The following is a 22,475-nucleotide window of genomic DNA, read 5'->3' as shown; positions in this document are numbered from 1 at the left end:
CGGATCAGTCGATCCCGGCGGCGCGGTCGACCACCTCATCGGCGATCTCCTCGCGCACGCGATGGCTCGCCTCGGCGTCGCTCGTCGCCTCGATCACGTCCGTTCCCGCGCTCGCGACGCTCTCGCGGTACAGATCGCGGAACTCCTCGCGGTCGTCGCCGTCGACGCGGGCAAAGGAGAGGTCGTACAACTCCTCGGTCGGCTCGAAGTCGAGACCGTGAGGCGTCTTGAACTGCCCGGTGAACGGCGGGTCGAACTCCTCGATGGGCAGCATGTGGAAGATGCCGCCGCCGTCGTTGTTGATCACGACGACCGTCGCGTCAACGTCACAGCGCGCCAGCGCGAGCAGCCCGTTCATGTCGTGGTAGTACGCGAGATCGCCCGTGACGAGCGTCAGGTCGTCGGTCGTCGCCGACCCGGCGCCCAGCGCCGTCGAGACGATGCCGTCGATGCCGGAGGCGCCGCGGTTCCCGAGCATCGTGAGCCCCTTGGCGGCGGGCGCGACGAAGCGGTCGGCGTCGCGGACGGGCATGGAGTTCGAGACGAACACGGTCGACGGCTCGGGAGCCAACTCGGCCACGTCGGCGAGGACGCGCCCCTCGAAGAAGCGCCCCTCGTCGGCGACGGCATCGACGGCGTCCCAGTGGACGGCCTCGGCGGCCTCCCAGCGCTCGCGCCACGCCGTCGAGTCGGGCTCGCTCCCGACCTGCCCCACCTGCCGCGAGAGCGCGCCACACAGCCGGGAGGGGTCGGCGACGACGAGGTCCGTTGCGGCGAACTCCGCCTCGCGCCACCGGCCGGCGGGATCGACGACGAGCTGGCGGGCCCCGGTGCCGGCGAGGTACTTTCGGAGCGGCTTCGAGGTCGGGGAGGCGCCGAAGCGCACGACGACTTCGGGGTCGGGCCAGCCGTCGGGAGCGCCGGCCGCGAGGAACCCGTCGTAGCCGCCGAGGACGGGGGCGACCCGGACGGACGAGCCGAACCGCAGCCCCGAGAGCGGGTCCGCGAGCACGGGGAAGCCGGTCGCGTGCGCCAGCGCCGTCACTGCCTGCGGGTCGGGGCCCGGCGGGTCCGCGGGGCCGGCGACGATCAGCCCGCGTTCGACCGCGAGCGCACGCGCAAGTTGCTGTAGGTCCCGGTCGTCCGGCATCGGGTGGCCGGCGGTCGTGGACACGAACGGGCGATCCCCGTCGCGACCCCCGGCGGCGAGTTCCGGGAGATCGTCGGGCACGTCGCCCTCGACCGCAACGGGTTCCAGCGGCTTGCGGAACGGAACGTTCAGGTGGACCGGCCCGGCCGGCGTCCCCTCGGCGGTCGAGACCGCGCGGGCGAGGTCGGTGCGAAGCGACCTGAGCTTCCGGTCGTCGCCCTCGGGTTCGGGGAGGTCCTTGTACCACCGGACCGCGTCGCCGTACAGTTTCTCTTGGTCGACGGTCTGGTTCGCGCCCGAGTCGCGAAGCTCGGGCGGGCGGTCCGCCGTGAGGAGGAGCATCGGCACCCTGGACTGTGCAGCCTCCATCACCGCCGGGTGGAAGTTCGCGGCGGCGGTGCCGGAGGTGCACACCAGCGGGGTCACCTCGCCGGTGCGGCGCGCCCGACCGAGCGCGAAGAACGCGGAGGCCCGCTCGTCGAGGTGGGAGAAGACGTGGATGTCGGGGTGTTCGGCGAGCGCGACGGTCAGCGGCGTCGAACGCGAACCGGGGGTGACGCAGACGGCGCCGACGCCGGCGGCGGCGAGTTCGTCGGCGACGGCGCGACCCCACAGCGTGTTCCGGTTCGGGGCGCGTGCGGGCATGCGCTCCGCTTCGACCGGCGAGCGGATAAACGGCGTGTCCCGCGCCGACCGCCGCGAACCGCCGGTGAACCCGCAATGACACGCTCGGCGGACCCACGATGGGACGCCCCGCGGTCGCTCGACGGTCGTCACTCGGACGACTGGTAGGCGACGCGACGACCGCGCTACGCGATCAGCCGGTCGTGTTCGACCTTCATACACCGATCCTGTGTGGTCACCAGCCCGGCGTCCTCGGCGCGCGCGAGCGCCTCGTCGTCGGAGATGCCCAGTTGGAGCCACACCCCCCTCACGTCGTCGCGGTCCTCGTGGCGCGCGAGCACGTCGTCGACGATATCGGGTACCTCCTCGCTCGGGCGGAACACGTCGACCACTCCGATGTCCTCGTCGACATCGGCCAGCGAGTCGTACGCCTCGCGGCCGAGGATCTCGTCGGCGTAGGGGTTCACCGGGATCACCTCGTAGCCGTGGTCCTGCAGGTATGCCGGGATGTCGTGGGCGGCTTTTCCCGGCGTGCTCGAACACCCGACGACCGCGATAGGGTCCATCGAGAGCAGTTCGCGCAGGCCGTCGTCGTCGGTGACTGGCATACCCGGCGATGCGGCGTCTCGGGTCAAAAGGGTTCGTGCGTCGACCCGTGCTCAGGCGTTCGACAGCCTGACCGTCGGCTCGCCGTCCTCCCTGGTTTCGATGATCCCGTCGAACAGCTGCTTCAGCGTGTTCATCGTCTGGTCGTCGTGGGCCGTCGAGTCGATACAGTACAGTCCGAGCCCGTCGACGCTCTGGATCCGACCGGTGAACACGTGGAGAAACCGGAACACCGTCTGGAGATCGGAGTACATGAGAAGCGTCGACAGCGAGTGGACCATGACACGGTTCTGGCGGATACCGCGATCCTTGTAGAACGCCTCGAGGAACGACGAGAGCTTGATCCCGATGCCGGTCATGTCGACCGGCGACGAGGTGTACTTGATGCGGTCGCTCTCGCGCACGTCGTTGACTCCCTGCTGCCGTGTGACCGTGTCGACGACGGCGACCGGTCGACCCTCGTACGGCTCCCGCTTGGCGAACTGTTCGAGGAGTCGGTCGGCTGAATCTTTGGTCGTCACCATGATCGCGCCCTCGCCCGAGCGCGTTCCCTCCGCGAGCACGTCGAGCGCGAGCTCCCGCTTTCCGCTCAGGGCCGGCCCGGTGAGGAGCACGTTCGACCCGGGCTCGATCTCGGCGTCGAGCGCCTCGACCTCATACATGGGATGCCCTCACAAGCCGATCGGCGCAGACGGCGCGCTCTCGCGGGCTCGTCGTTCGCTCCGTCTCGCCTGGAGTCATCCAACTATGCGATGATTGCCGTGAGCCGGTATTATTCTTTATGATTGGATGGGCGACGTGACGCCGTTGCACGACTACCCGACCACCGTTACGAGACGGCCCGCGACGAACGCCGCCGCCGCGAGGAAGGTCCCACGCTTGATCCACCGCTGGGCCGCCGCCGGGTCACGGAATCCCCACGCAGTTGCGCCGAGCATCGTCGCGTCCGCGGGCACGACGACGGCGAGGTACGCCGGGCCGAACGTCCCGTCGACGTACGGGAGCACGCTCGCCAGCGTTGCCGCCGCCATCGCGACCGTCGCGAGCGCGAGCGCGGGACCCTCGCCGACGACGATCGGAAGCGTCCGGAGCCCCTCCTCGCGATCGCCCGCCGTGTCCTCCACGTCCTTCACCACCTCGCGGGCGAACGTCGCCGTCGCGGCGAGCCCGAACAGCGTCCACGTCGGCGGCGCGATCGGCCCGACTGCGGCCGCCCCGAACAGGAACGTCGAGCCGGTGAGATACGCGACGACGACGTTGCCCACTGCGGGTAGCCCCTTGAACAGCTGCGTGTACGCCAAAAGCGCCAGGAGGTTCACGATCGCGATCGCCAGCGCCAGCGGCGGCAGCGACAGCGCGGCGGCGGTGGCGACCAGAAACAACGCCGCCGCGAACCCGGCGGCCGCGCGGGCCGACACCCGACCGCTCGGGATCGGGCGATCCGGTCTGTTCACGGCGTCGATATCGCGATCGAAGTAGTCGTTGACCGCGTTTCCCGCGCCCGTCGCCGCCGCAGTCGCGATCACCGCGAGTGCGACAGCCCAGAGCGTGTCGAGCCCTCCCGCGACGAACGAGCCGACGAAGGTGAGCGCACCCGCCGCGACCGCGTTGCCGACGCGGGCGAGCTCGAGGAAGCCGCCGATCGACCGGGTCGCGTTCATGGTTCGCGGTCACCCGCCGGGCAAGGATAAAGGACGCGGGACGACCGCGACGCCGGTCTTCGGAACACCCCGACGTCCGGAGGACTCCGAGAGAGCGTTCGGGGGAGAGCCCGAACGTTCCGATGCCACTGTTCCGCCGATGGAACTGCGACCGTGCGAAGGGCTCGACACCGGAATACAACCCGACATGGAAGCGACGCCCGACCGACTGCCCGTCTCCGCCCCGACCGTCGGTACCCGTCGTCGCCCACCGGTGACCATCGACTGGTGGCTCCATATTTTCGGTCTCGTCCAGCGATCCGAAGCGCGGGACTTAAGCGGGCCTGTCGGGTATGAACGGCTGCGGGCGCTTAGCTCAGTCTGGACAGAGTGCTTGGCTTCGGACCAAGCTGTCGCGGGTTCAAATCCTGCAGCGCCCATTCGTTTTCCGAACGGTCCGAATTCGATAGACGTGGGCGGGTTACTTATATGCCAACCGTGTCTGCTGACTTTGATTCCGTTCGATAGGCGAACGATTCCGAACGAGCGTGTTCGCTGCTGAGGATCGCGCACAGCTAAACCGGGCTGGGATAGCCATGATCAATGACTCGTTAGATGTGTCATCGACACTACCTGATCGCTCTCACCGTTCACGCGTTGTTGTCTACAAGTGAGGGACCTTGTTCAGACGCGTGCTGCGACAGGAACGGGAGTATTGGGTCGACAGAAGTTGGGTAGTTCGACTACAGAAGAGCTCTCATTTCACGCAGCCCGTACAGCGACCAGTTATTATCTACGTCGTCAGCGAATCCATCGACGAACCCGCTTTTCGAGAACAACGCGAATTCCTCGTCGCGCGTGTCCGGCCCCCAGCGAACACGCTCGGCTTTCTCCCGCAGCTGTGACACAAGGGCGGGACTAACCGGCTCGCTCGTCCAGTTACATTCCGCGAACAAGATCCGGTCGGTATCCGGGGCGAGTCCAACGATGTCGATCTCGTCTTCGCCGTACCACCACCGCCCGACTTCGGAATACGACTTGAGTTCGCCACGACGGATCGCTTCCCAGACGGCCTCTTGACAGACGTCCTCGAACGTCGTTGCGACGTGGTCGGGGAGATTCGGCTCGATCGTTCCGTCGTAGACGACGTCGGGTGCTTCTTCGATGCTGAAGCGATTCGGTTCGACGAACCGGAACCAGAACCGGAGGAACTCGTCGGCCACCAGATACCGCGACCGCTTGGACTGCTTTTCCGACGCCGTCACGGGTACCTCGCGGTCGATCAACCGCAGCCGCCGGAGGGTCTGGAGGTACTTCGACAGCGGCCCCGAATCGATCCCGGTCGCCCCCGAGATCTCGTTGGGGGTCGTGTGCCCGGTTGCGATCGCCTCGAGAATATTCATGTATCGTGCGGGGTTCCATAATGACGTATCTCTTCATCCCGCGCTCACCCCCATCTTCATAAGCTGGTGATAGCAGTGTACCGTCATGGCAAGCGCGGCGTCGCCGCTCTCGGAACCGCGCGTGTTGGCGCACGCGAAGCGCCGCCTGTTCCCCGACGACGCCGACGATGGGTACGCGGTCGTCGATACCCAGTTCTCGTCCGACCAGTGGCTCGCAAACGAGTCCATCGATCCGGACATCACGGACGAACTGGCGCCGTTCAACCACGTCCGCGTCGGCTCCGGCTACCCTGACCTCGTCGGCGTGCGGCTGCTGAGCGACGAGTTCCTGGCCGTAGACCGCCTCGGCGACGACCCGCCGCTGGTGGTCGTCGAAGCGAAAGGCCACACGAATCGGAGCGCCGCCGACGTCGAGCGCGGAATCGTCCAGGCGTACGACCGGCTCCACGACGCGAACGCCGCGTACGTCGCCGCCCCGGCCGACACCGTCTCGCAGTCCGCCCGGACGCTCGCTCGTGAGTTGAACGTCGGGATCCTTGGCGTGACGCCTGACGGCACCGTCGATCCGGTCGAAACCCCCCGCGTCGTCGGGAGCCGAACGACGACAGAGACGACGGCTATCCGATTCCAGGCCAGTGCGCAAGGCGTCGCCGGCAAGTCGTTCGGCCTCAATCATCCAAAGAACTACCTCGCGTATCCACTCGCTGTCTACCACGAACGGGACACAGAACAGATCCTCGCGGAGTACGTCGTGCGCGCAACTGATGACGCCAGAACCGGGGCGGCCTTCCTGAACCCCATCGACGGCCAACCCGCCTCGGCTCGGCTGACACCCCTCGGCCGGGAGGTCGTCCGGTTCGTGCTCCGGGAATACGGGTCGGTCGATGCTGCGCTTCAGGTATTCGACGACTGGAAGCGCTCGCGGGCACGGTTCTGTGATCTCGCGCCGAAGTGGGGGCTACTCACCCGCCGCGTCGTCTACGCGTATCCGGCGACGCAGCTGCTCGTCGAGGAACTCCAGCGACTCCACGAGGACGGAGTCGCCGCTCCGACCCTCCCACAGTTCGCGGAGTACCTCCACGAACTGCACCCCTCGTTCACCGTCGAGCTGTTCGTGCGCGGCGACGACGAGGTTCGGGGTCGCGTGTTGGACGCGGACGGCGAGTTACGGCGAGCGGAACTGACCGACGGGACCGTGTATCACGCGCCGACGGTGTTTCAACTGAAGACCATGCTGTATCACGCGGGCGTTCTCACCGACCGAGGAACCGAACCCTCGAACCTGGATCCGACGGCCGACACGTGGGCGCTACGGGAGCCGGTTACTTGATCCGGTTCGGACGGATCGAGCGGCGACGGTGACGGGGAACCACGCTCACTCCCCGTCCAACAGCCCCATGTCCTCGGCGGCCAGATCGGCGATCCGGTCGGCGAGCGCGGGCTCGACGCCGGCGACGTCCTCGCCGTCGTGTCTCGTCTCGTTGTGGCGCCGAAGTTGGTCCGCGAGCTCCGACAGCGGCACGCGCGTTCGGGTGTCACACTCCTCGCAGACGATGGGGACGGTCGGTTCGTCGCTTCCGCCGGGCGGATCGTCGGTCCCGGCTCTCCCGTCGGTAGTCATACACGACACTCGCGTGGGGATCGCCCTAAACGGGTCGGTTCGGCGGCGATAGGCGGTCCGGCGACGGCGATTCGCCTCCGGTAACCGGTCACCCGAGCCGCGTGGGGTCGACAGCGTCGCCGAGCGCGGCGAGCCGGTCGGCGGTGGAGATCCCGGACAGCAGCACCGTGACGCGGAACTCCTCGGCGGTCGGGTCGGGGTGATCCCCCCAGCGGATCTCCGGCACCCCGGTCTCCTCCTCGATCAGGCTCCGGGCGCGTTCGAGCCCGCGGCGGCTGAGCCACGCCGGCGGCGCGCGGAACACGACCGCCGCGCGCGACGCGCTGGTGGGGTCACACGGGAGGCTGAGCCGGTGGGCGATCGCCTTCCGGGCGGCGTTGGTCGCGATCGACACCGCCTCGCCCTCGTCGACTGCGGGGCCGTCGGCGCCGCCGACGCGGTCGAGCAGGCCGCCGACGAGTCCCGTGCGACGACCGTTCTCGACCGCGGTGGCCGCGGTGCCGAGCGCGGTGACGCCGCCGGCGCCGAGGGTGTTCGTCAGCTCGCTGGCGTCGAGGACGCGCTCCGGCGTCGGGTCGACCGCCTCGCCAGCGGCCAACAGCGCCCCGAGCCGTCCGGCGACCGCGGCGTCCAACTGCGGCCACGCGTCGGCGTACGTGCCGCCGCTGGCGCGCCACACGTCGAGATCGGCGAGCAACAGGTCGTCGCTCGCGGCCGAGAGCGCGCGCACCGCGCCCGCCGCGTTCGACGCGATTGGCCGGTCCGGTCCCTCCGGTCGGTCGCGGTCGTCGGCTCCGGCGGCCCCCCCGTTCACAGACCCGTTACCGGCGTCGCTACCGGCGCCGGCGGCGGTCGACCGCTTCGGCCCGTCGGCCGTCGCGTCGGCGGCGTCGCCGTCGCCGCCGACCTCGGCGACGCCCGGGAGGACACCGAGCGCGTACACCGGGGTGCTCGTCACCTGCCCGAGCAGGTCGACGACCGCCGGGGCGATGCCCGCACCGGTACCGCCGCCGACCGCTGCACACACGAGCGCGGCGTCCATCTGTCCGACGGGAAGCGAATCGGCCGCCGCCTGGAGTTCCGGCCGCTCCTCGCGAGCGATCTCGGCGGCCAGTTCCGTGTCGCCGGCGGTTCCCGCTCCCTCCGTGTGGACCGTCCCGAGCAGGTGCCGATCGTCCTCGGCGACACGCTCGAGGTCCGCGAGCGTGCCCGCGTCGGTGTCGATGGCGACCGCGCCGACGAGGGAGTCCGTGTCGCGCCCCGCGTCGTCCGCCAGCAGCGCGTCCACGAGCGCGGTGCCGCCCCGGCCGACGCCGACGACTCCGATCTGCATGTCGAGTGAAGGCGACCGCCGCGAGTACATAACCGTGGTGGAGGGGAGAGGCTACTCGCGGTGGCGTGATGAGTCGGGCCGGATCGAAGTCGATCGGACGTCCCCGACGCAGGCTGTCAGCCGAGGCGCCGCGGGAAAACGGTATGTCCGGGGGCCCCGTGGTCGCCGTATGGTCGAACTCGTATCCGTCGCCGCAGTCGCGGACAACGGCGTCATCGGCGACGACGGCGAACTCCCGTGGCCCTCAATCCCCGCGGACAAACGGCAGTACCGCGACCGAATCGCGAACGACCCGGTGATCCTCGGCCGCCGGACGTTCGAGTCGATGCTGGACGACCTCCCCGGGTCGGCACGGATCGTCCTCTCGCGCAGCGTCGACTCGGTCGACGCCGACACGGCACACGTCGCCGCCGACGTGGACGAGGCCGTCGAGATCGCCGAATCGCTCGACGTCGACACCGCCTCCGTGATCGGCGGGGGAGCGATCTACGAGCTGTTCCAGCCGCACGTCGATCGGATGGTGCTCAGCCGCGTCCACGGCGAGTACGAGGGCGACACCACCTACCCGGAGTGGGACGAGGCCGACTGGGAGCTGGTCGAGTCGACCGAGTTCGACCGCTTCACGCTGGAGGAGTGGGTCCGCATCACCGACGACTGACCGACGAGTCGCCGCGCGGGCGCCCGGGTTGCGGTGGTCCTTCGCTCCCCGACAGCGGAAACCGATAGGTGGCTTGCGCCCGTGGACACGTCCGTGCTCGCGCAAGCCGCCGTTCCGATCTCGGTACCGCTGCTGTTCCTCGTCGGCCTCGTCGCCGGCGTCGTCGCGACGCTCGCGATGGATCGCGTGATGGACCGGATCGACGAGGGCTGGACGCCGCCGCGCGTCGCCGCCGGCGTCCTCACCGACACCCACCCCGACAACTCGCCCGAACGCCTCGCGTCGGTCGTTCACTACGTCGCCGGGACGCTCTCGGGAGCGCTGTACGTCTGGCTGCTGCTCGCGGTCGGGAGCGTGCTTGGTTCGGGCCCGATCTCCCTGGTTGCCGCGGCCGTGCTCATGTACCCGCCGATGGTCGGTTTCTTCGCGCTCGTCGTGTTGCCGCGCTCGAGCGGGCTCCCCCGTCAGCGGCTCCGTCGGATCCGCCGGGCGTGGGCGATCGAGGCCGCCGTCTACCTGCTCGTCCTCGTCCCCGTCGTCGGCGTCGCCGTCCTGTAGCCCGAACCGTTTTCACCGCGACCGCCGTCGAGCCGGCGTGTTCCGACGCACCCGTGAGACCGCGCCCGCCGGGCTCGTTCCGCTCGCGTGGGGGTTCACCGTCGCCGCTCACCTCGGACCCGTCGCCGACCGACCGGTGCTGATCGCGCACCTCGTGATGGACGTGCTGCTCGTCGCGTTCGTCGGGCTCTCGTGGGGAGACATGGCCACGGGCGTCCTCCGGGCGTGGCGGCTCGTGATCCTCGCCGGGATCCCCGTCACGCTCGCGGGCACCGTCGGGCTGCTCGTCGCCGCGGATCCCGCGTCGTCGCCGCTGGTCGCGACCTCGGTCGTCGGCTGGACCCTCCTCCCCGTTCCCGCGCTGTGGTACACGGGCCGTGAGTCACGGGGAACCGCACGAACGGTCAACTACGCGGCCGCGACGCTCTCGCTCGCGGGCGCCGTCGCCTACGTCGTCGGGCTCGCTTCCGGTGCGCCCATCGACGCGCCGGTCCGGCTGGCCGGCCTCGCGCTCGTCGGCGTCGGCCAGACGGTCGGCATCGTCGACGCGGCGGCCCGGTACTGAGCCGGTTCCGGGGCCGTCTCTTCGCCTCCACTCTCCTCCCGACTCCCCCTATCGGCCCTCCCACTCCGGCTCGCGGTCCTCGAGGAACGCGTCGATCCCCTCGTCCTTGTCCGCGGTCGCGAACAGCCCGACGAACAGCTCCGACTCGTAGTCGAGCCCCTCGTCGAGCCCCATCCGCGAGGCGGCTCGTACCGCCTTCTTGGCGTGCTCCAGCGCGACGGGGCTCTTGTCCGCCATCGACGCCGCCAGGTCGTACACGCGGTCGTCGAAGTCGTCGTCCCCGTGGACCTCGTCGACGAGTCCGATGTCGGCCGCCTCCTCGGCGTCGATGAGTTCCCCCGAACAGATCAGCTTCATCGCCTGCCCCTCGCCGACCAGCCTGACGAGCCGCTGGGTACCGCCGCCGCCGGGGATGAGCCCCAGGTTGATCTCCGGCTGGCCGAGCGTCGCCCGCTCGTGGGCGATTCGTACGTCGCACGCCTGCGCGAGTTCACAGCCCCCGCCGAGCGCGTGGCCGTTGATCCGAGCGATCACCGGCCGCCGGAGGTCGGCGACGCGCTCGTACACCCGCGGACGGTCGCTCGCGCGACGCTGCTCGGTCGTGTCGCGCTCGCGCAGCTCGGTCACGTCCGCGCCGGCGACGAAGGCCCCCGCCTCGTCGGCGCCGGTGAGCACGACGACCCGGACGCCGCTGTCTTCGCGCTCGATGGCGTCGAGAACGCGTTTCAGCTCCTCGCGAAGCTGTGCGTTCAGGGCGTTTCGTGCGTCCGGCCGCGAGAGCGTGACCGTGGCGACGCCGTCGGCGCGGTCGCCGACCGCGCAGTCGACGAACTCGCAGTCGGCGACGACGGTCTCGGGGTCGGTGTCGGGATCGCCGGTCATCGTTCCTCACCCGCCTCGTCCGCGGGCCGAACCGCCTCCCCGTCCTCCCAGACGTAGAACCCCTCGCCGGTCTTCTTTCCCAGCTTGCCGGCGCGGACCTTCCGCTTGAGCGCCTGCGGCGGGCGGAATCGCTCGCCCAACTCCTCGCGCAGGTACTCCAACACGTCCAGGCGCACGTCCAGCCCGATCACGTCCGTCAGCTGCAGCGGTCCCATCGGGTGGTTGTACCCCAACTCCATCGCGGCGTCGATGTCGGCGGCGCCGGCGACGCCCCCCTCGTACATCCGGATCGCCTCGGCACCGAGCGCGACGCCCAGCCGCGAGGAGGCGAACCCCGGCGAGTCGCGCACCTCGACGGCGACCTTGTCCAGCGACTCGACGAACTCGTGGGCGGTCGCGAGCGTCGCGTCGTCGGTGCGCTCGGCGACGACGACCTCGACCAGTCCCATCAGGTGAACCGGGTTGAAGAAGTGGAGTCCGAGCAGGCGCTCTGGCCGATCGAGCGCGCTCGCCAGTTCCGTCACCGATAGCGCCGACGTGTTCGACGCCAGCACCGCGTCGGCGTCGACGTGTCCCTCGACCGCGCCGAGCACCTCCTTCTTGAGCTCCGCGTCCTCCGGCACCGCCTCGATCACGAGGTCGGCGCCGTCGACCGCCGCCGCGAGGTCGGTCGTCCCCGCGATCCGGTCGAGAGCTGCCTCGCGCGCGTCCGGGTCGACCTTCCCGCGTTCGACGCCCGCCGAGAGCGTGTCGTCGATGCGGGCGATGCCGTCCTCGACGTACGACTCCTCCACGTCCCGCAGCGCGACGCTGTGCCCGGCGGTCGCGGCCGCTTGCGCGATGCCGGCGCCCATCGTCCCCGCGCCCAGTACCGTGACTCGCATAGCTGGGTGGTGCCGCGGGCGGGCATAAGGGTGGGTGGTGCCGCGGGCGTCCCCCCCCCTCCCCCCGAGCGTCGGCTCCATCTCGCGCCCTCAGTCGCCCGCGCTCGGGCGGTACTCTCGGCTGACGGCCTTCCAGCGGTTCGAGCGGAAGCGGCGGGCGTTCACCACCAGGGGTACAGCCGTCTCGGCAAGCAGCGAGAGGAGCAGCCCGCCGACGCCGAGCGCGGGGATCGCCGTCCCGGCCCACGCGAGCGGCAGCGCCGCGAGATACGCGCCCGCCAGCGTCGCGACGAACGGGACGCGGGTGTCGCCGGCGCCGCGCAGGGTTCCCGTGATCGACCCGTCGACCCCGAGCGCGACCACCGAGATCGCCGCGACGCGGACGAAGTCCGCCGACAGCGACAGGTTCGCGGGGTCGTCGACGAACACCGCCGCGATCGGCTCGGCCGCGGCGACGACGACCGCGGCGGCGACGAGGTACACGAGCAGCGACAGCCGGGTGATCCCGCGGCCGTACGCCTCGGCCTCGGCCTCGTCGCCGCGGCCGAGTTCCTGTCCGACGAGCGTCGAGGCGGCGATCGAGAAGCCCCACGAGAAGCTCCCGAGGAGCGCGCGCACCTGCCGGCCGACGCCGACGGCGGCGACGGCGACCGGGCCGAACGTCGCCGCGATCGCCAGCAGCGGGAACACGACGAGCCCCTGGGCGGCGCGGCGGGCGACCAGCGGCGCGGACACGCTGGCGATCTGTCCCAGGAGTTCGCGGTCGTGGGCCGACCCGCGGACGCGCAGCGGGACGGGGCTGGCGCCGCGCCCGCGGAGGTAGCTCCGGCCGGTCATCCCCCACGCGAACACGACCGTCACGAGCCCCGTCGCCAGCGCGGTCCCCAGCGCGGCGCCGGCGACGCCCATGTCGAACGCGAGGACGAACGTCGCCGACAGCGCGATGTTGGCGACGGCGCCGCCCGCGCGGACGACCATCGGCGTGACGGTGTCGCTGACGCCGGCGTACGTTCGACTGGCGATCAGGTTCAGGAACTCGAACAGCAGGCCGGGCGCGACCACCGCGAGATACGTCGCGCCGTAGCCGATCGCCGTCCGGTCGCCGCCGAGCAGGCCGACGAGCGGCTCGGCCGCGAGGCCGAACGCCGCGACCGCCGGCACCGCGAGCGCCGCCGCGATCAGGACACTGAGGCGGACGACCGCGGCGGCGCGCTCGTCGTCGCCGCCGCCGTAGTTCTGGGAAACGAGCGAGACCGTTCCGCCGGCCAGCCCGATCGCGACGAACTTCGCGGCCATCCAGAACGCGTTCGCGAGCGTCAGCCCGGCGACCGCCGTCGGACCGATGACGAGGCCGACCAGCGCGAGGTCGACCGTCCGCTTCGACATGATGGCGAAGCCGGTGACGATCCGGGGCCACGCAAGGTCGGTCGTCGCGCGCAGGCGCGACTCGTCGATGACACCCGCGCCGGCGAGGGCCGCTGCGACGGCGGCGCCGGCGCGACGAAGCAGTGGCACGTCCGTGGCGACGGATGCGCACGGCTAATCGGTTCCGTTCGAGGGCGGGCACTGACGGAGGTGCCGGCTCACGCGATGAGCAGTCCAGCCACGGCGCCCGTCGTGAGCACGGTCAACGCGTCCGCAGTCGGGCCGCTCCACCCCTCGTCGGCCACGAGAAAGTGTCCGCGCTCGCGGACCGTCCCCGGGTCGGCGGCGACCGCGAGGTCGCCGCTCGACAGCGCCGCCCAGTACGCCAGCGGCGCGATCGCGAGATAGCGAACCCCGGACCCACCCGGAAGAAAGGCGTCGAGCGCGGCGGCCACGCCGACGTACGCAAGCGGTGCCAGCGCGACCGCCCGGACGACCGTCGTCGGCGTCTCCCGAGAGACAGGCGCGTCGAATCGTCCGAGCGGGCGCCCCGGGCCGGCCCACGCCGGCAGCACCTCGATCTCGGCGTCGAGGCCGAACAGCCGCGCTGCGGCGGCGTGAGCCGCCTCGTGCGGGAGCACCGCGACGGCGACGAGGAGTCGAGCGAGCCGTGACACGTCGGGGGTTGGCGCCAGATGCGGATAGGCGTTGTCCGGATCCGTGTGGCGACCTCGTCGGCGTGTCGGCGCCGAGCGTCGATCGTGACGCCAGTCGGAAGTGTTCTCCGTGGCCGTCCCTATCGGATCGTATGAACGCAAACGAGCTCCGCGACGCCTGGGCGGACCGCACCGGGGAGTTCTCCCCGCGGTACTACGCACACTACGGGCCCAACGAGGTGAGCGAGGTCGTCGCCGACCGCCTCGGCGGCGCCGTCGGCCGCGGCGCGCGCGTGCTGGAACTCGGCTGCGGCTCCGGCCGACACCTGGCGCATCTCCACGAAGAGGGGTTCACCGACCTCGCCGGGGTCGACATCAACCCCGGCTCGTTCGACGTGCTCCGCGAGGAGTACCCCGACCTCGCCGACGCCGGGTCGTTCCACGCCGGCGCCATCGCCGACGTGCTCCCGACCTTCGCGGACGAGGCGTTCGACGCCGTCTTCTCGGTCGAGACGCTTCAGCACGTCCACCCCACGGAGATGTCCACGACGTTCGACGAGATCGCCCGCGTCGCCGGCGACGCGCTCGTGACCGTCGAACTGGAGGGCGACGGCGGCGGCGGCATCGTGGAGGTCGACGACGGCCTCCCGCTGTACCGCCACGACTGGGGGTCGGTGTTCGAGTCGCGCGGGTTCACGCAGACGGACGTCGAGGCCCTCGGGGACGACACCGTGCGGGCCTTCGAGCGAGCCGACTGACCACGAACCGGCGAGCCGACTGACCACGAACCGGCGCGCAGCTGTCTCCTCCGTACGGCCGTCGGCGTCTCCGGCTCCTCGACTACTTGTCGGACGGATACGCGTCCGGATACGGCTCCTCGGCCATCGGGTTCTCGCGGTCGCCCGGCGGCCGCTGAACCGCGACGTACGGCTCCTCGTTCAGGTACTCGACCAGCGAGGTCGTGCCGACGAAGCCGCACGGCGACTTCCGGAGGTGGACGTACTGGAGCCCGCTGTCGGAGAGCCACGTCTCGATCACCTGCTCGGCGGTGTTCTCGAAGAACGCCGACACCTCGTCGGCCGCGATGCCCGGGTTGTGGACGTGCACGAGCGTGTCGCTCGGGCGGACCAGGCTCGACTCCTCGTAGTAGCGGAGCTCGCGGGCCTCCGCGGGCGAGAGCGCGTTCACGTACGCGTCGGCGTTCACGATCGACGTGAGCACCGTCTCGTCGTCGCTGGGGCGGATCGAGTCGAACGCGCCGCGGACGCCGTCGGCCGTGTCGGGCGCGTGGACGCCGTCGCGGTCGGCGTCCCACGTGCCGATCGGGTCGACGACGTTGAGTCGGCCGTCGTCGAGCAGTTCGTCGGCGTCGTGGCCGAACCCCGAGAGGATCGTCTCCAGTCCGTGCGGGCGGAGGTGGATCGTCGGGACGACCGCGAGCCGGTCGCCGCGGGTGAGCGCGGCGTCGAGGAACGACCCCAGGAACGTCGAGACGTTCGCCGTCCCGTCGTGTTCGAAGAGAACGCCCGCGCCGGCGACGATCCCGCCGCCGACGAGGTCGTCGAACCCGTCGACCCCGACCGGTCGATGGCCGTGGGTCTTCACCGCCGGGGGCTGGCTCCGTCGACCGGGCACCGCGTGCGCGCCGCGCTCGTCGTCGATATGGAGCTCGAGCTTCCGGCTGTCGTGGTCGACGCCGCGCAGCTTGGTGATCTCGATGAAGCGGTGGCCGTCGCCCCGGATACGCTCGCGCGTCAACGAGAGGACGCCGTGAACGGCGTACTGGAGCAGGGAGCCGACGGCTTCCGCGTCGTCGCCGCCCTGTTCGGCCGTGAACAGTACCGTCGCGTCGCCCTCGTCGGAGAGGATCGCGATCACGTCGAGCAGGATCCGCCGGTAGGTGCGGCTGTCGCTGAACCCCGCGAGGCCGTTGGCGGAGTCGACGACGATGCGGTCGTAGTCGGCGTAGCGACGGAACTCCTCGCGGAGGGACGCCGCCGTCAGCTCCTGGGTGTACTCCCCGAACGAGAAGTCCCCGCCGATGGCCGCGTCGTCGTCGAGTTGTTGGAGGGTCATCACGTCACCCGTGCCGTCGGGGTGTTCCAGCGTCGTTCCCGGCGTCGCGTGCAGCGAGAGCACGTCGAGACAGTCGTCGTCGAGGGCGAACGGGAACGCCGAGAAGGAGTCGGCCACGTCGTCGAGCGTCTGCTCGGTCGTCACGTACAGGCACGCCTCTCCGGCCCGCACGCCCGCGTCGAGGAACTGCATCCCAAGCGTCGACTTCCCCGTCCCCGGGCCGCCGCGCACCAGTATCGCCTGGCCTCGCGGGAGCCCGCCCCGGAGCATCCGATCGAGCACGTCGTCGCCGACGCTCGCGGCAGTCTCATCGCCCATGTGAGGAAAACGTCCTCGGACGGACTTAACCGTACCTCCGCCGGCCGGTTCCGCCACCTCGGATCGCCTCGGCCCAACCCGTCGCGACTCGAAGTGTCCCGTCTCGAACCGCTCCGACACCGACCGCCGACACGAGGAGTTGACCGGTCGCGACGGACCGCGGACGCGGCGGGTTGAAGTGCGCTGCTGACGTTTTCTCGGATATGCGGATCGGGTCGCGTCGCTGTCTCGTCAACCCCCACAGCGGCACGGGCGGTCACGCCGAGCACGTCCGCCGGGCGATGGAGGCACGCGGCTTCGCCGTCACCGAGACCGAGGACGGCGCCCACACGATCGAGTTGGCCCGGGAGGCCGGCGAGACCGGTGTTTCGACGCTCGCCGTCTGCGGCGGCGACGGTACGATCAACGACGCGCTCCGGGGGCTGCACCGCGCGGACGCCCTCGGCGACGTGACGCTCGCGGTGCTCCCGGCCGGCACGGCGAACCTCCTCGCCGGCACGCTCGGCATCGAGTCGCTGGACCACGGGATCGAACTGTCGGACACCGGGGAGGCCCGTGCCATCGACGTCGGCGTCGCCGAGGGCACAGGAACCGACGACGAAAGCACGGAAACCGACGACGGGGGCGCCGAGCCGTTCCTCGTCTCGTGTATCGCCGGGCTCCCGGCCGACGCGAGCACGGCGACCTCCGACGAGTTGAAGGGGCAGTTCGGCACGCTCGCGTTCCTCCTGGCGGGCGCCCGCGAGACGATGGCGTTCGACGGGCTGGACGTGCGCGTCGAGTCGCCCGAGGAGTCGTGGGCCGGCGAGGCGCTGTGCGTGCTCGTCGGCAACTCGCGGAGGTTCGTCGGGGAGGGCGGCCAGGCCGACATGGATGACGGCGAGTTCGACGTCGTCGTGGCCGAGCAGATGCCCGCCCCCGGGATGGCCGTCGAGGCCGCGGTCCACCGCCTGCTCGGCGGAGGGACCGAGGGCGTGACGCACTTTCGCGCGGCCGAGCTGCACGTCGAAAGCGACGGCGAACCGATCACGTTCAGTCGCGACGGCGAGCTGGCGACCCACGAGCGCCTCGACTTCCGGACGCTCCCCGAGGCGCTCGACGTGCGTGTCGGCGACGCGTACGAGCCGGACCCGGAGAACGATCCAGACCCACAGTAGCCGGTCCACTTCGTCGGGTTTTTCTCCGACTCTCCGCTCCGGCGAGTCGATGGGATCGGCGGGGGGATCGACCGCGACTACAGAGGACGCCGACGGCGATAGCGGCGACGCCGACCGCGGTGTCGCCGCGGACCTCGACCCGACCGAGGCGCGCCTCGCGGACGCGCTCGAACGGGTCGCCCACGGCGCGGTCGTCTCCACGCCGAGCATCCTCGCCCAGCGCGGGCTGACGCTGGCGTTCACCGCGCTGTTGACGAACACCTTCGCCGCGGAGCCGTACGGGCTGTTCGCGCTCGCACGGCGACTCTCGCGGTTTCTCCGACGGCTCGCGATGGGGTTCGGCAGCGGCCTCAGCCGATTTCTCCCGACGGTCGACGACGAGGCCGAGCGCGACGCGCTCGCGACGTTCGCGGCGGCGCTGGTGGTGGGCGTCTCGGCGCTGTTCGGCGCGGGGCTGTTCCTCGGCGCGCCCGCCATCGCCGCGTTCACCGGGAAGGGACCGCCGTTCCCGCTGTACCTCCGCGCGTTCGGGGCGGGACTGCCGCTGACGGTGTCGCTGTTCGTGGTCGCGCGGGTGCTGCGCGCCACCGAGGAGGTGACCGCGCTGAACGCGTTCCAGCGTGTCGCGTTCCCGCTCGTCCAGTTGGCCGTCGGCGTCGCCGGCGCGGTCGCACTCGGCGGCCTCGTCGGCGTCGCCGTGGGGCTCCCCCTCGCGATGGGCGCGCTCGCGCTCGTCGGGACGGGCTGGCTCGTGCGCTCGCGAGGGTTCCGGCCGCGGGTCCGCGTGCCCGACGCCGCGGCGATCCGACGTCGGTACGTCGGATACACGACGCCGCTGTTCCTCAGCGGCTTCGCGACGACGACTCAGCGTCTGGGCTTCTATCCGCTGATCGCCGTGTTCCTGTCGGGCACCGCGGGCGGCGTGTTCGCCGTCGGCGTCCTCGTCGGGAGCCTCGTCCGGCTCCCCCTGATGGCGATCAACCAGTTCATCCCGCCGGTCGCGGCCGCGCTCAACGACGGCGATCACCCCGAGGCGCTGTCGCGGCTGTACCACGTCACCAGCCGACTCGTGCTCGTCGGCGTGGTGGGGCTGTCGGTGCCGACGATCGTCCACCGCGAGGCGGTGATGGCGCTGTTCGGGCCGACGTTCGTGCGGTACGCGCCGCTGCTGCCGGGGTTCGTGCTCGCGCAGGTGCTGGCGTGTGCGGCCGGCAGCGTCGGCATCCTCCTGCGAATGACCGACCACCAGCGCGCGCTGTTGGTCGTCAACACCGCGATCACGCTGTTTCTCGCCGTCACGGCGATCCCGCTCACCGTCGAGTTCGGGTTGCCGGGGCTGGTCGCCAGCTACCTCCTCATGCTCGGCGTCAACAACGGCCTGGAGGTGGCGGTGTTGTACCGGGTCGAGGGGCTTCAGCCCTTCACCCGCGCACACGCCAAGCCGCTCGTTGCGGCGGTTCCGTTCGCGGCCATCGCGCTGGCTGCGCGCGGACTCCTCCCCCGGGCCCCCGCGGCGGTCGTCGGCACGCTCCTCGGGTTCGCGGCGTACGCCGCCGTGTTGCGGGTCCTCGGGTTCTCGGCGGTCGAGCGGCGCCTGCTCGCGACGCTGGTCGAGCGCTATCGACTGGTGCTGGCCGGCGTACGCGACCGGGTCGCCGACGGTCACGGGTGATCCGCCCGGCGGTGTCGTACGTTCCTCCAGGCTGGATAGTACTCCAGCACGGCGATCAGACTGAGCACGATACCCGCGGCGATCATCGCCGTGTCCGGGTCGAGGTCGTCCATGCGGACTCCTGGTGCCGTCGGTGTGTAACCGTTTAGCATCCTTCGCGGCGCGACGACGCTCGGCGACTCCGCCCGGTGGGAACCGACGGTGGGGGAAGAGATTTCCCTTCACGGACCCAGACAGTATATGTGAGTGATACAACAGCGGAAACGGCGATCGAAACGGCGGAGGAAGTCGGTGCCGACGGTCTCGGCCCGGCCGTGCTGGCATCGGTCGGCTCCGTCGTGCTTGCCCTGTACTTCTACTACGTGCGCGGCGACAAGCAGCGCGGCCAGTTCGTCGGACTGTGGCCCGTCACGATCCTCGGCCTCGCCTCGTACTTCAAGCTGAGCGAAATACGACAGCTGCTGGCGGACGGCGCCGAGTAGCTCGGTCGACGGCGGCCGGCGAACCGGGGCGGTGGCGCCGAGTCGGGGCTCGGGACGGCCCGCCGGACGAGACAGTTCCCACCCCGAGCCGGTTCAGTTCTTGTCCCGACGCGGTTCGGCTCGGGTCCCGAGGCGGTACTTCTACGGCGCCCCCACCCGCAGGGAGAGATGTGACCGACGACACCGCCCCAGCCGACGACGCCGATCCCGCGATGCCCGCCGGACCGGACCGAGCCGACCCGCCGTTCGACGCGCCCGACCTGTCGGGGTCGACGGCGTTCGTCACCGGGACGACCCGCGGCATCGGCAAGCGGATCGCGCTCACGCTCGCCGAACACGGCTGTAACGTCGTCTCGACCGGCAAGACCGCCGAACCCGGCGGCGAGTTGCCAGGAACGATTCACACGACGGCCGAGCAGTGCGAGGAGCGCGGCGTCGACGCCCACGCGATCCAGTTGGACGTGCGCGACGAGGACGCCGTCGAGGCCGCCGTCGAGGAGGCGATCGACGAGTTCGGCACGGTCGACATCGTGATCAACAACGCCAGCGCGATCCAGTTGGCGAACGTCGCGGACCTCCCCGCGAACCGGTTCGACCTCATGACGGACGTGAACGTTCGCGGGACGTACCTCGTCTCCAGGGCGTTCCTTCCGCACCTCCGCGAGCAGGACGGCGGGTGGATCCTCACGAACGCGCCGCCGGTGACGATGGACCGGGCGCCGGGGAAGGCCGCCTACGCGTGGTCGAAGCTGGGGATGTCGTTCGTCACCCTCTCGCTGGCCGAGGAGCTGGCGGCCGACGGGATCGGCTGTAACACGTTCTGGCCGGTGACCGCCGTCGACACCCGCGCGACGCGCTACTTCGGGCTCGGTACCGAGGACGACTGGCGCACCCCGCACGTGCTCGCGGACGCCGTGCTCTCGATCCTCGCGCGCGACCCGGACGAGTACACCGGCCACTCGGCGTACGACGAGGACCTCCTGCGCGCCGCGGGCGCGAGCGACGCCGACCTCTCGGCGTACAACCTCACCGAAGGCGACCCGACGCCCACGTCCGCACAGATGTTCGCCCCCGAGTACTCTCGGGAGTGAGGAGGCCGGCGGCGACGGCGGGCGACGACTCTGAGGAATGACGACGGCCACGACCGAAGATATCGGTCGGGGCTGACACCGCCGGCGACCGTGTCGTTTCGCGGCTTCCGGTACCGCCGGAACCGTCACCGAGTACTTCCGTCCGGTCAGCCAACGGGGGCCATGCGACTATCCACGGCCGTGCTGTTGATCGGCCTCGGCCTGTTCGTGCTTCCGCTTCCGGGAACGTTCATCGCCGGTGGCCTCGTACTCGTCGCCGGCGCGGGACTGCGCTATCTCGGCGAGTGACCCCGGTCAGGTGACGCCGCCGCCCCGAGGCTCGTACTCTACGTGCACACCCGACTCGACTACTTCCTCGATCGCCTCGACCACGTGCCACACGTCCTCGTATCGGGTGTACAGCGGCGCCGGGCAGACGCGGACGACGTTCGGCGGCCGGAAGTCGACGATCACCCCGCGATCGCGCAGCGCCTCGCTCACGCGGTAGCCCTCGGGGTGCTCGATCGCGACGTGGCCGCCGCGGCGGGCGTGCTCGCGGGGCGTTCCCACCGAGAAGTCGTCGCCGAGGCGGTGGTCGACCAGATCGATCAGGTAGTCCGTGAGCGCGAGCGACTTCTCGCGGACCCGCTCGATCCCGGCCTCGCGGACCAGCTCCGTCGCCCCTTCGATCGGCGCCGACGACAGCACCGGGACGGTACCGATCTGCCACGCGCCGGCGGTGTCGGCCCCCTCGTAGGTGTGGCGCATCTCGAACTGGGTCGACTTGTCGTTGCCCCACCAGCCGGCGAGCGCGGGCGTCGTGCCGTGGTGGCGCTCGTGGACGTACAGCCCCGCGGTCGCGCCGGGGCCGGCGTTGAGGTACTTGTACGAGCACCACACCGCGAAGTCGGCGCCCCCGCCGTCCCCGCTGCCGCCACTTTCCGCCCCGTCCGCGCTCGCGTCGACGGCCCCGGCGGTGCCGAGCGCGTGGTCGACCGCCCCGATCGAGTGGGCACAGTCGAACCCCGCGAGCGCGCCGTGTTCGTGGGCGGCCGCGGTGATCCGGTCGATATCGAGCAGTTGGCCCGACCGGTAGAGGACGGAGGGCATGAACACGATCCCGACGTCGTCGCGCTCGCGGAGCGCCGCCTCGATGTCGGCCTCCTCGATCGTCCGTCCGTCGCGCGACTCGACGGCGACGAGCCCCTCGTCGGGGTCGAGCCCACGCTGGCGGAACTGCGCGCGGATCGCGTAGTGGTCGGTGGGGAAGTCGAGGTCGTTGACCAGCACCGCCGGCGGGTCGGCCGACGGATCGGGACCGGCGGGCGTGCCGGGGAGCGTGTCGAGGAACGTCCCGATCAGGGTGTGGATGTTGACGGTGGTCGAGTTGGCGACGACGACCTCGGACTCGCGAGCGCCGACAAGCGGCGCGAGCAGGTCGCCGAGGTGCTCGCCGTAGTGGAACCAGTCGGGGTCGGCCGCCTCCCACCCGCGGATCGCGAGCTCGCGCCACTCGTCGACGACGCGCTCCAGCGTCGCGAGGGCGGTGTCGGAGGCGAGGCCCAGCGAGTTCCCGTCCATGTAGCGCTCCCCGTCGGGCACCGAGAAGTGGTCCCGATAGGCTCGGAGCGGGTCGGCAGCGTCGCGCTCGCGGGCGGCGGCGAGCGCGTGGTCGTCCCCGGCGTTCGTGTCGGTCATGGGTCGGCGTTCGACGGGAGACGGTTAGGCGTTGGCGTCGCGGCCCGCGGCCGCGAG

General features: G+C 70.8%; 23 protein-coding genes, 1 tRNA gene and 1 pseudogene. 11 read left to right on the top strand and 14 right to left on the bottom strand.

All coding sequences use genetic code 11. From position 1 onward, the window contains the following. Positions 1–4 precede the first annotated feature (4 nt). From menD to K6T25_RS11205, 4 genes are all read right to left on the bottom strand, one after another. On the bottom strand, positions 5–1,795 hold the full coding sequence (gene menD / locus K6T25_RS11220; protein WP_222914123.1) for a 2-succinyl-5-enolpyruvyl-6-hydroxy-3-cyclohexene-1-carboxylic-acid synthase: 1,791 nt from the start codon (positions 1,793–1,795) through the stop codon (positions 5–7). A 164-nt stretch (positions 1,796–1,959) separates the two neighbouring features. Then, positions 1,960–2,382: a CoA-binding protein gene (locus K6T25_RS11215; protein ID WP_222914121.1), complete on the bottom strand. Its 423-nt coding sequence runs from the start codon at positions 2,380–2,382 to the stop codon at positions 1,960–1,962. A 51-nt stretch (positions 2,383–2,433) separates the two neighbouring features. After that, positions 2,434–3,042, bottom strand: coding sequence for an RAD55 family ATPase (locus K6T25_RS11210; RefSeq protein WP_222914119.1), 609 nt, complete (start codon positions 3,040–3,042; stop codon positions 2,434–2,436). A 153-nt stretch (positions 3,043–3,195) separates the two neighbouring features. Then, positions 3,196–4,041: a geranylgeranylglycerol-phosphate geranylgeranyltransferase gene (locus K6T25_RS11205; protein ID WP_222914118.1), complete on the bottom strand. Its 846-nt coding sequence runs from the start codon at positions 4,039–4,041 to the stop codon at positions 3,196–3,198. 344 nt (positions 4,042–4,385) lie between these two features. On the opposite strand from K6T25_RS11205, the gene K6T25_RS11200 reads away from it, so the two are divergent. Further along, positions 4,386–4,460: transfer RNA gene (locus tag K6T25_RS11200), tRNA-Arg, on the top strand. A gap of 303 nt (positions 4,461–4,763) precedes the next feature. Here K6T25_RS11200 and K6T25_RS11195 read toward each other — a convergent pair. Continuing rightward, positions 4,764–5,450, bottom strand: a pseudogene (locus tag K6T25_RS11195) (ATP-binding protein); the annotation flags it as partial. Positions 5,451–5,508: 58 nt separating this feature from the next. Between K6T25_RS11195 and K6T25_RS11190 the strand changes: the two are divergent. After that, on the top strand, positions 5,509–6,753 hold the full coding sequence (locus tag K6T25_RS11190; RefSeq protein WP_222914116.1) for a hypothetical protein: 1,245 nt from the start codon (positions 5,509–5,511) through the stop codon (positions 6,751–6,753). A 45-nt stretch (positions 6,754–6,798) separates the two neighbouring features. On the opposite strand, the gene K6T25_RS11185 is transcribed toward K6T25_RS11190, so the two are convergent. Both K6T25_RS11185 and K6T25_RS11180 read right to left on the bottom strand, forming a co-directional pair. Then, entirely contained in the window at positions 6,799–7,044 is a 246-nt protein-coding gene (locus tag K6T25_RS11185; RefSeq protein WP_222914114.1) for a DUF8149 family protein, read from the bottom strand. Positions 7,045–7,132: 88 nt separating this feature from the next. After that, on the bottom strand, positions 7,133–8,377 hold the full coding sequence (locus K6T25_RS11180; protein WP_222914112.1) for an FtsZ/tubulin family protein: 1,245 nt from the start codon (positions 8,375–8,377) through the stop codon (positions 7,133–7,135). 169 nt (positions 8,378–8,546) lie between these two features. On the opposite strand from K6T25_RS11180, the gene K6T25_RS11175 reads away from it, so the two are divergent. The 3 genes from K6T25_RS11175 (at position 8,547) to K6T25_RS11165 (ending at position 10,158) form a co-directional block, all read left to right on the top strand. Beyond that, positions 8,547–9,035, top strand: coding sequence for a dihydrofolate reductase (locus K6T25_RS11175; protein ID WP_222914110.1), 489 nt, complete (start codon positions 8,547–8,549; stop codon positions 9,033–9,035). Positions 9,036–9,116: 81 nt separating this feature from the next. Further along, positions 9,117–9,593 (top strand): hypothetical protein, encoded by a 477-nt coding sequence (locus tag K6T25_RS11170; protein ID WP_225917735.1) that lies wholly within the window; start codon positions 9,117–9,119, stop codon positions 9,591–9,593. Positions 9,594–9,630: 37 nt separating this feature from the next. Beyond that, the gene (locus K6T25_RS11165) at positions 9,631–10,158 is read left to right on the top strand and encodes a hypothetical protein (protein ID WP_222914108.1); all 528 of its coding nucleotides are present in this window, start codon (positions 9,631–9,633) and stop codon (positions 10,156–10,158) included. Between the two features lie 48 nt (positions 10,159–10,206). On the opposite strand, the gene K6T25_RS11160 is transcribed toward K6T25_RS11165, so the two are convergent. The 4 genes from K6T25_RS11160 to K6T25_RS11145 form a co-directional block, all read right to left on the bottom strand. After that, complete coding sequence (locus K6T25_RS11160) at positions 10,207–11,040, bottom strand: enoyl-CoA hydratase/isomerase family protein (protein WP_222914105.1); 834 nt, start codon at positions 11,038–11,040, stop codon at positions 10,207–10,209. Further along, positions 11,037–11,924 carry a 3-hydroxyacyl-CoA dehydrogenase family protein gene (locus tag K6T25_RS11155; protein ID WP_222914103.1) on the bottom strand — a complete coding sequence of 296 codons (888 nt, stop codon included), beginning with the start codon at positions 11,922–11,924 and terminating at the stop codon, positions 11,037–11,039. Before K6T25_RS11155 ends, K6T25_RS11160 begins: the two co-directional genes overlap by 4 nt. A gap of 90 nt (positions 11,925–12,014) precedes the next feature. After that, a complete protein-coding gene (locus K6T25_RS11150) occupies positions 12,015–13,439 on the bottom strand; it encodes an MATE family efflux transporter (RefSeq protein WP_222914101.1) in 1,425 nt (474 codons plus the stop codon). Between the two features lie 68 nt (positions 13,440–13,507). Then, the gene (locus K6T25_RS11145; protein ID WP_222914099.1) at positions 13,508–13,966 is read right to left on the bottom strand and encodes a hypothetical protein; all 459 of its coding nucleotides are present in this window, start codon (positions 13,964–13,966) and stop codon (positions 13,508–13,510) included. A 131-nt stretch (positions 13,967–14,097) separates the two neighbouring features. Here K6T25_RS11145 and K6T25_RS11140 point away from each other — a divergent pair, with 131 nt between their 5' ends. Then, complete coding sequence (locus K6T25_RS11140; RefSeq protein ID WP_222914097.1) at positions 14,098–14,703, top strand: class I SAM-dependent methyltransferase; 606 nt, start codon at positions 14,098–14,100, stop codon at positions 14,701–14,703. An 82-nt stretch (positions 14,704–14,785) separates the two neighbouring features. Here K6T25_RS11140 and K6T25_RS11135 read toward each other — a convergent pair whose 3' ends face one another. Next, positions 14,786–16,339, bottom strand: a complete 1,554-nt coding sequence (locus K6T25_RS11135) for an RAD55 family ATPase (protein WP_222914095.1) — start codon at positions 16,337–16,339, stop codon at positions 14,786–14,788. A gap of 203 nt (positions 16,340–16,542) precedes the next feature. Here K6T25_RS11135 and K6T25_RS11130 point away from each other — a divergent pair, with 203 nt between their 5' ends. Then, positions 16,543–17,496 (top strand): diacylglycerol/lipid kinase family protein, encoded by a 954-nt coding sequence (locus tag K6T25_RS11130; RefSeq protein ID WP_222914093.1) that lies wholly within the window; start codon positions 16,543–16,545, stop codon positions 17,494–17,496. Between the two features lie 49 nt (positions 17,497–17,545). Further along, the gene (locus tag K6T25_RS11125) at positions 17,546–19,168 is read left to right on the top strand and encodes a lipopolysaccharide biosynthesis protein (RefSeq protein ID WP_222914090.1); all 1,623 of its coding nucleotides are present in this window, start codon (positions 17,546–17,548) and stop codon (positions 19,166–19,168) included. Here the strand turns inward: K6T25_RS11125 and K6T25_RS15690 are convergent. Then, on the bottom strand, positions 19,159–19,281 hold the full coding sequence (locus tag K6T25_RS15690; protein ID WP_275671154.1) for a hypothetical protein: 123 nt from the start codon (positions 19,279–19,281) through the stop codon (positions 19,159–19,161). The genes K6T25_RS11125 and K6T25_RS15690 overlap by 10 nt on opposite strands. Before the next feature lie 129 nt (positions 19,282–19,410). Between K6T25_RS15690 and K6T25_RS11120 the strand changes: the two genes are divergently transcribed. From K6T25_RS11120 to K6T25_RS15685, 3 genes are all read left to right on the top strand, one after another. Further along, the gene (locus K6T25_RS11120) at positions 19,411–19,650 is read left to right on the top strand and encodes a hypothetical protein (RefSeq protein ID WP_222914088.1); all 240 of its coding nucleotides are present in this window, start codon (positions 19,411–19,413) and stop codon (positions 19,648–19,650) included. A 212-nt stretch (positions 19,651–19,862) separates the two neighbouring features. After that, the gene (locus K6T25_RS11115) at positions 19,863–20,741 is read left to right on the top strand and encodes an SDR family oxidoreductase (protein WP_222918009.1); all 879 of its coding nucleotides are present in this window, start codon (positions 19,863–19,865) and stop codon (positions 20,739–20,741) included. Positions 20,742–20,903: 162 nt separating this feature from the next. Further along, positions 20,904–21,029 (top strand): hypothetical protein, encoded by a 126-nt coding sequence (locus tag K6T25_RS15685; RefSeq protein ID WP_275671153.1) that lies wholly within the window; start codon positions 20,904–20,906, stop codon positions 21,027–21,029. Between the two features lie 6 nt (positions 21,030–21,035). On the opposite strand, the gene K6T25_RS11110 is transcribed toward K6T25_RS15685, so the two are convergent. Then, the gene (locus K6T25_RS11110; protein WP_222914087.1) at positions 21,036–22,418 is read right to left on the bottom strand and encodes a kynureninase; all 1,383 of its coding nucleotides are present in this window, start codon (positions 22,416–22,418) and stop codon (positions 21,036–21,038) included. Positions 22,419–22,475 lie beyond the last annotated feature (57 nt).

This window comes from Halobaculum rubrum (assembly GCF_019880225.1).
In the GTDB taxonomy this organism is placed as follows: Archaea; Halobacteriota; Halobacteria; order Halobacteriales; family Haloferacaceae; genus Halobaculum; species Halobaculum rubrum.
This window is presented reverse-complemented; position numbering and strand designations above follow the sequence as displayed.

Excerpts from the sequence above, each read along its gene's own strand:
- menD (WP_222914123.1), bottom strand. The coding sequence starts at position 1,795 with ATGCCCGCACGCGCCCCGAACCGGAACACGCTGTGGGGTCGCGCCGTC.
- K6T25_RS11215 (WP_222914121.1), bottom strand. The coding sequence starts at position 2,382 with ATGCCAGTCACCGACGACGACGGCCTGCGCGAACTGCTCTCGATGGAC.
- K6T25_RS11210 (WP_222914119.1), bottom strand. The coding sequence starts at position 3,042 with ATGTATGAGGTCGAGGCGCTCGACGCCGAGATCGAGCCCGGGTCGAAC.
- K6T25_RS11205 (WP_222914118.1), bottom strand. The coding sequence starts at position 4,041 with ATGAACGCGACCCGGTCGATCGGCGGCTTCCTCGAGCTCGCCCGCGTC.
- K6T25_RS11190 (WP_222914116.1), top strand. The coding sequence starts at position 5,509 with ATGGCAAGCGCGGCGTCGCCGCTCTCGGAACCGCGCGTGTTGGCGCAC.
- K6T25_RS11185 (WP_222914114.1), bottom strand. The coding sequence starts at position 7,044 with ATGACTACCGACGGGAGAGCCGGGACCGACGATCCGCCCGGCGGAAGC.
- K6T25_RS11180 (WP_222914112.1), bottom strand. The coding sequence starts at position 8,377 with ATGCAGATCGGAGTCGTCGGCGTCGGCCGGGGCGGCACCGCGCTCGTG.
- K6T25_RS11175 (WP_222914110.1), top strand. The coding sequence starts at position 8,547 with ATGGTCGAACTCGTATCCGTCGCCGCAGTCGCGGACAACGGCGTCATC.
- K6T25_RS11160 (WP_222914105.1), bottom strand. The coding sequence starts at position 11,040 with ATGACCGGCGATCCCGACACCGACCCCGAGACCGTCGTCGCCGACTGC.
- K6T25_RS11155 (WP_222914103.1), bottom strand. The coding sequence starts at position 11,924 with ATGCGAGTCACGGTACTGGGCGCGGGGACGATGGGCGCCGGCATCGCG.
- K6T25_RS11140 (WP_222914097.1), top strand. The coding sequence starts at position 14,098 with ATGAACGCAAACGAGCTCCGCGACGCCTGGGCGGACCGCACCGGGGAG.
- K6T25_RS11135 (WP_222914095.1), bottom strand. The coding sequence starts at position 16,339 with ATGGGCGATGAGACTGCCGCGAGCGTCGGCGACGACGTGCTCGATCGG.
- K6T25_RS11130 (WP_222914093.1), top strand. The coding sequence starts at position 16,543 with ATGCGGATCGGGTCGCGTCGCTGTCTCGTCAACCCCCACAGCGGCACG.
- K6T25_RS11125 (WP_222914090.1), top strand. The coding sequence starts at position 17,546 with ATGGGATCGGCGGGGGGATCGACCGCGACTACAGAGGACGCCGACGGC.
- K6T25_RS15690 (WP_275671154.1), bottom strand. The coding sequence starts at position 19,281 with ATGGACGACCTCGACCCGGACACGGCGATGATCGCCGCGGGTATCGTG.
- K6T25_RS11115 (WP_222918009.1), top strand. The coding sequence starts at position 19,863 with ATGCCCGCCGGACCGGACCGAGCCGACCCGCCGTTCGACGCGCCCGAC.
- K6T25_RS15685 (WP_275671153.1), top strand. The coding sequence starts at position 20,904 with ATGCGACTATCCACGGCCGTGCTGTTGATCGGCCTCGGCCTGTTCGTG.
- K6T25_RS11110 (WP_222914087.1), bottom strand. The coding sequence starts at position 22,418 with ATGACCGACACGAACGCCGGGGACGACCACGCGCTCGCCGCCGCCCGC.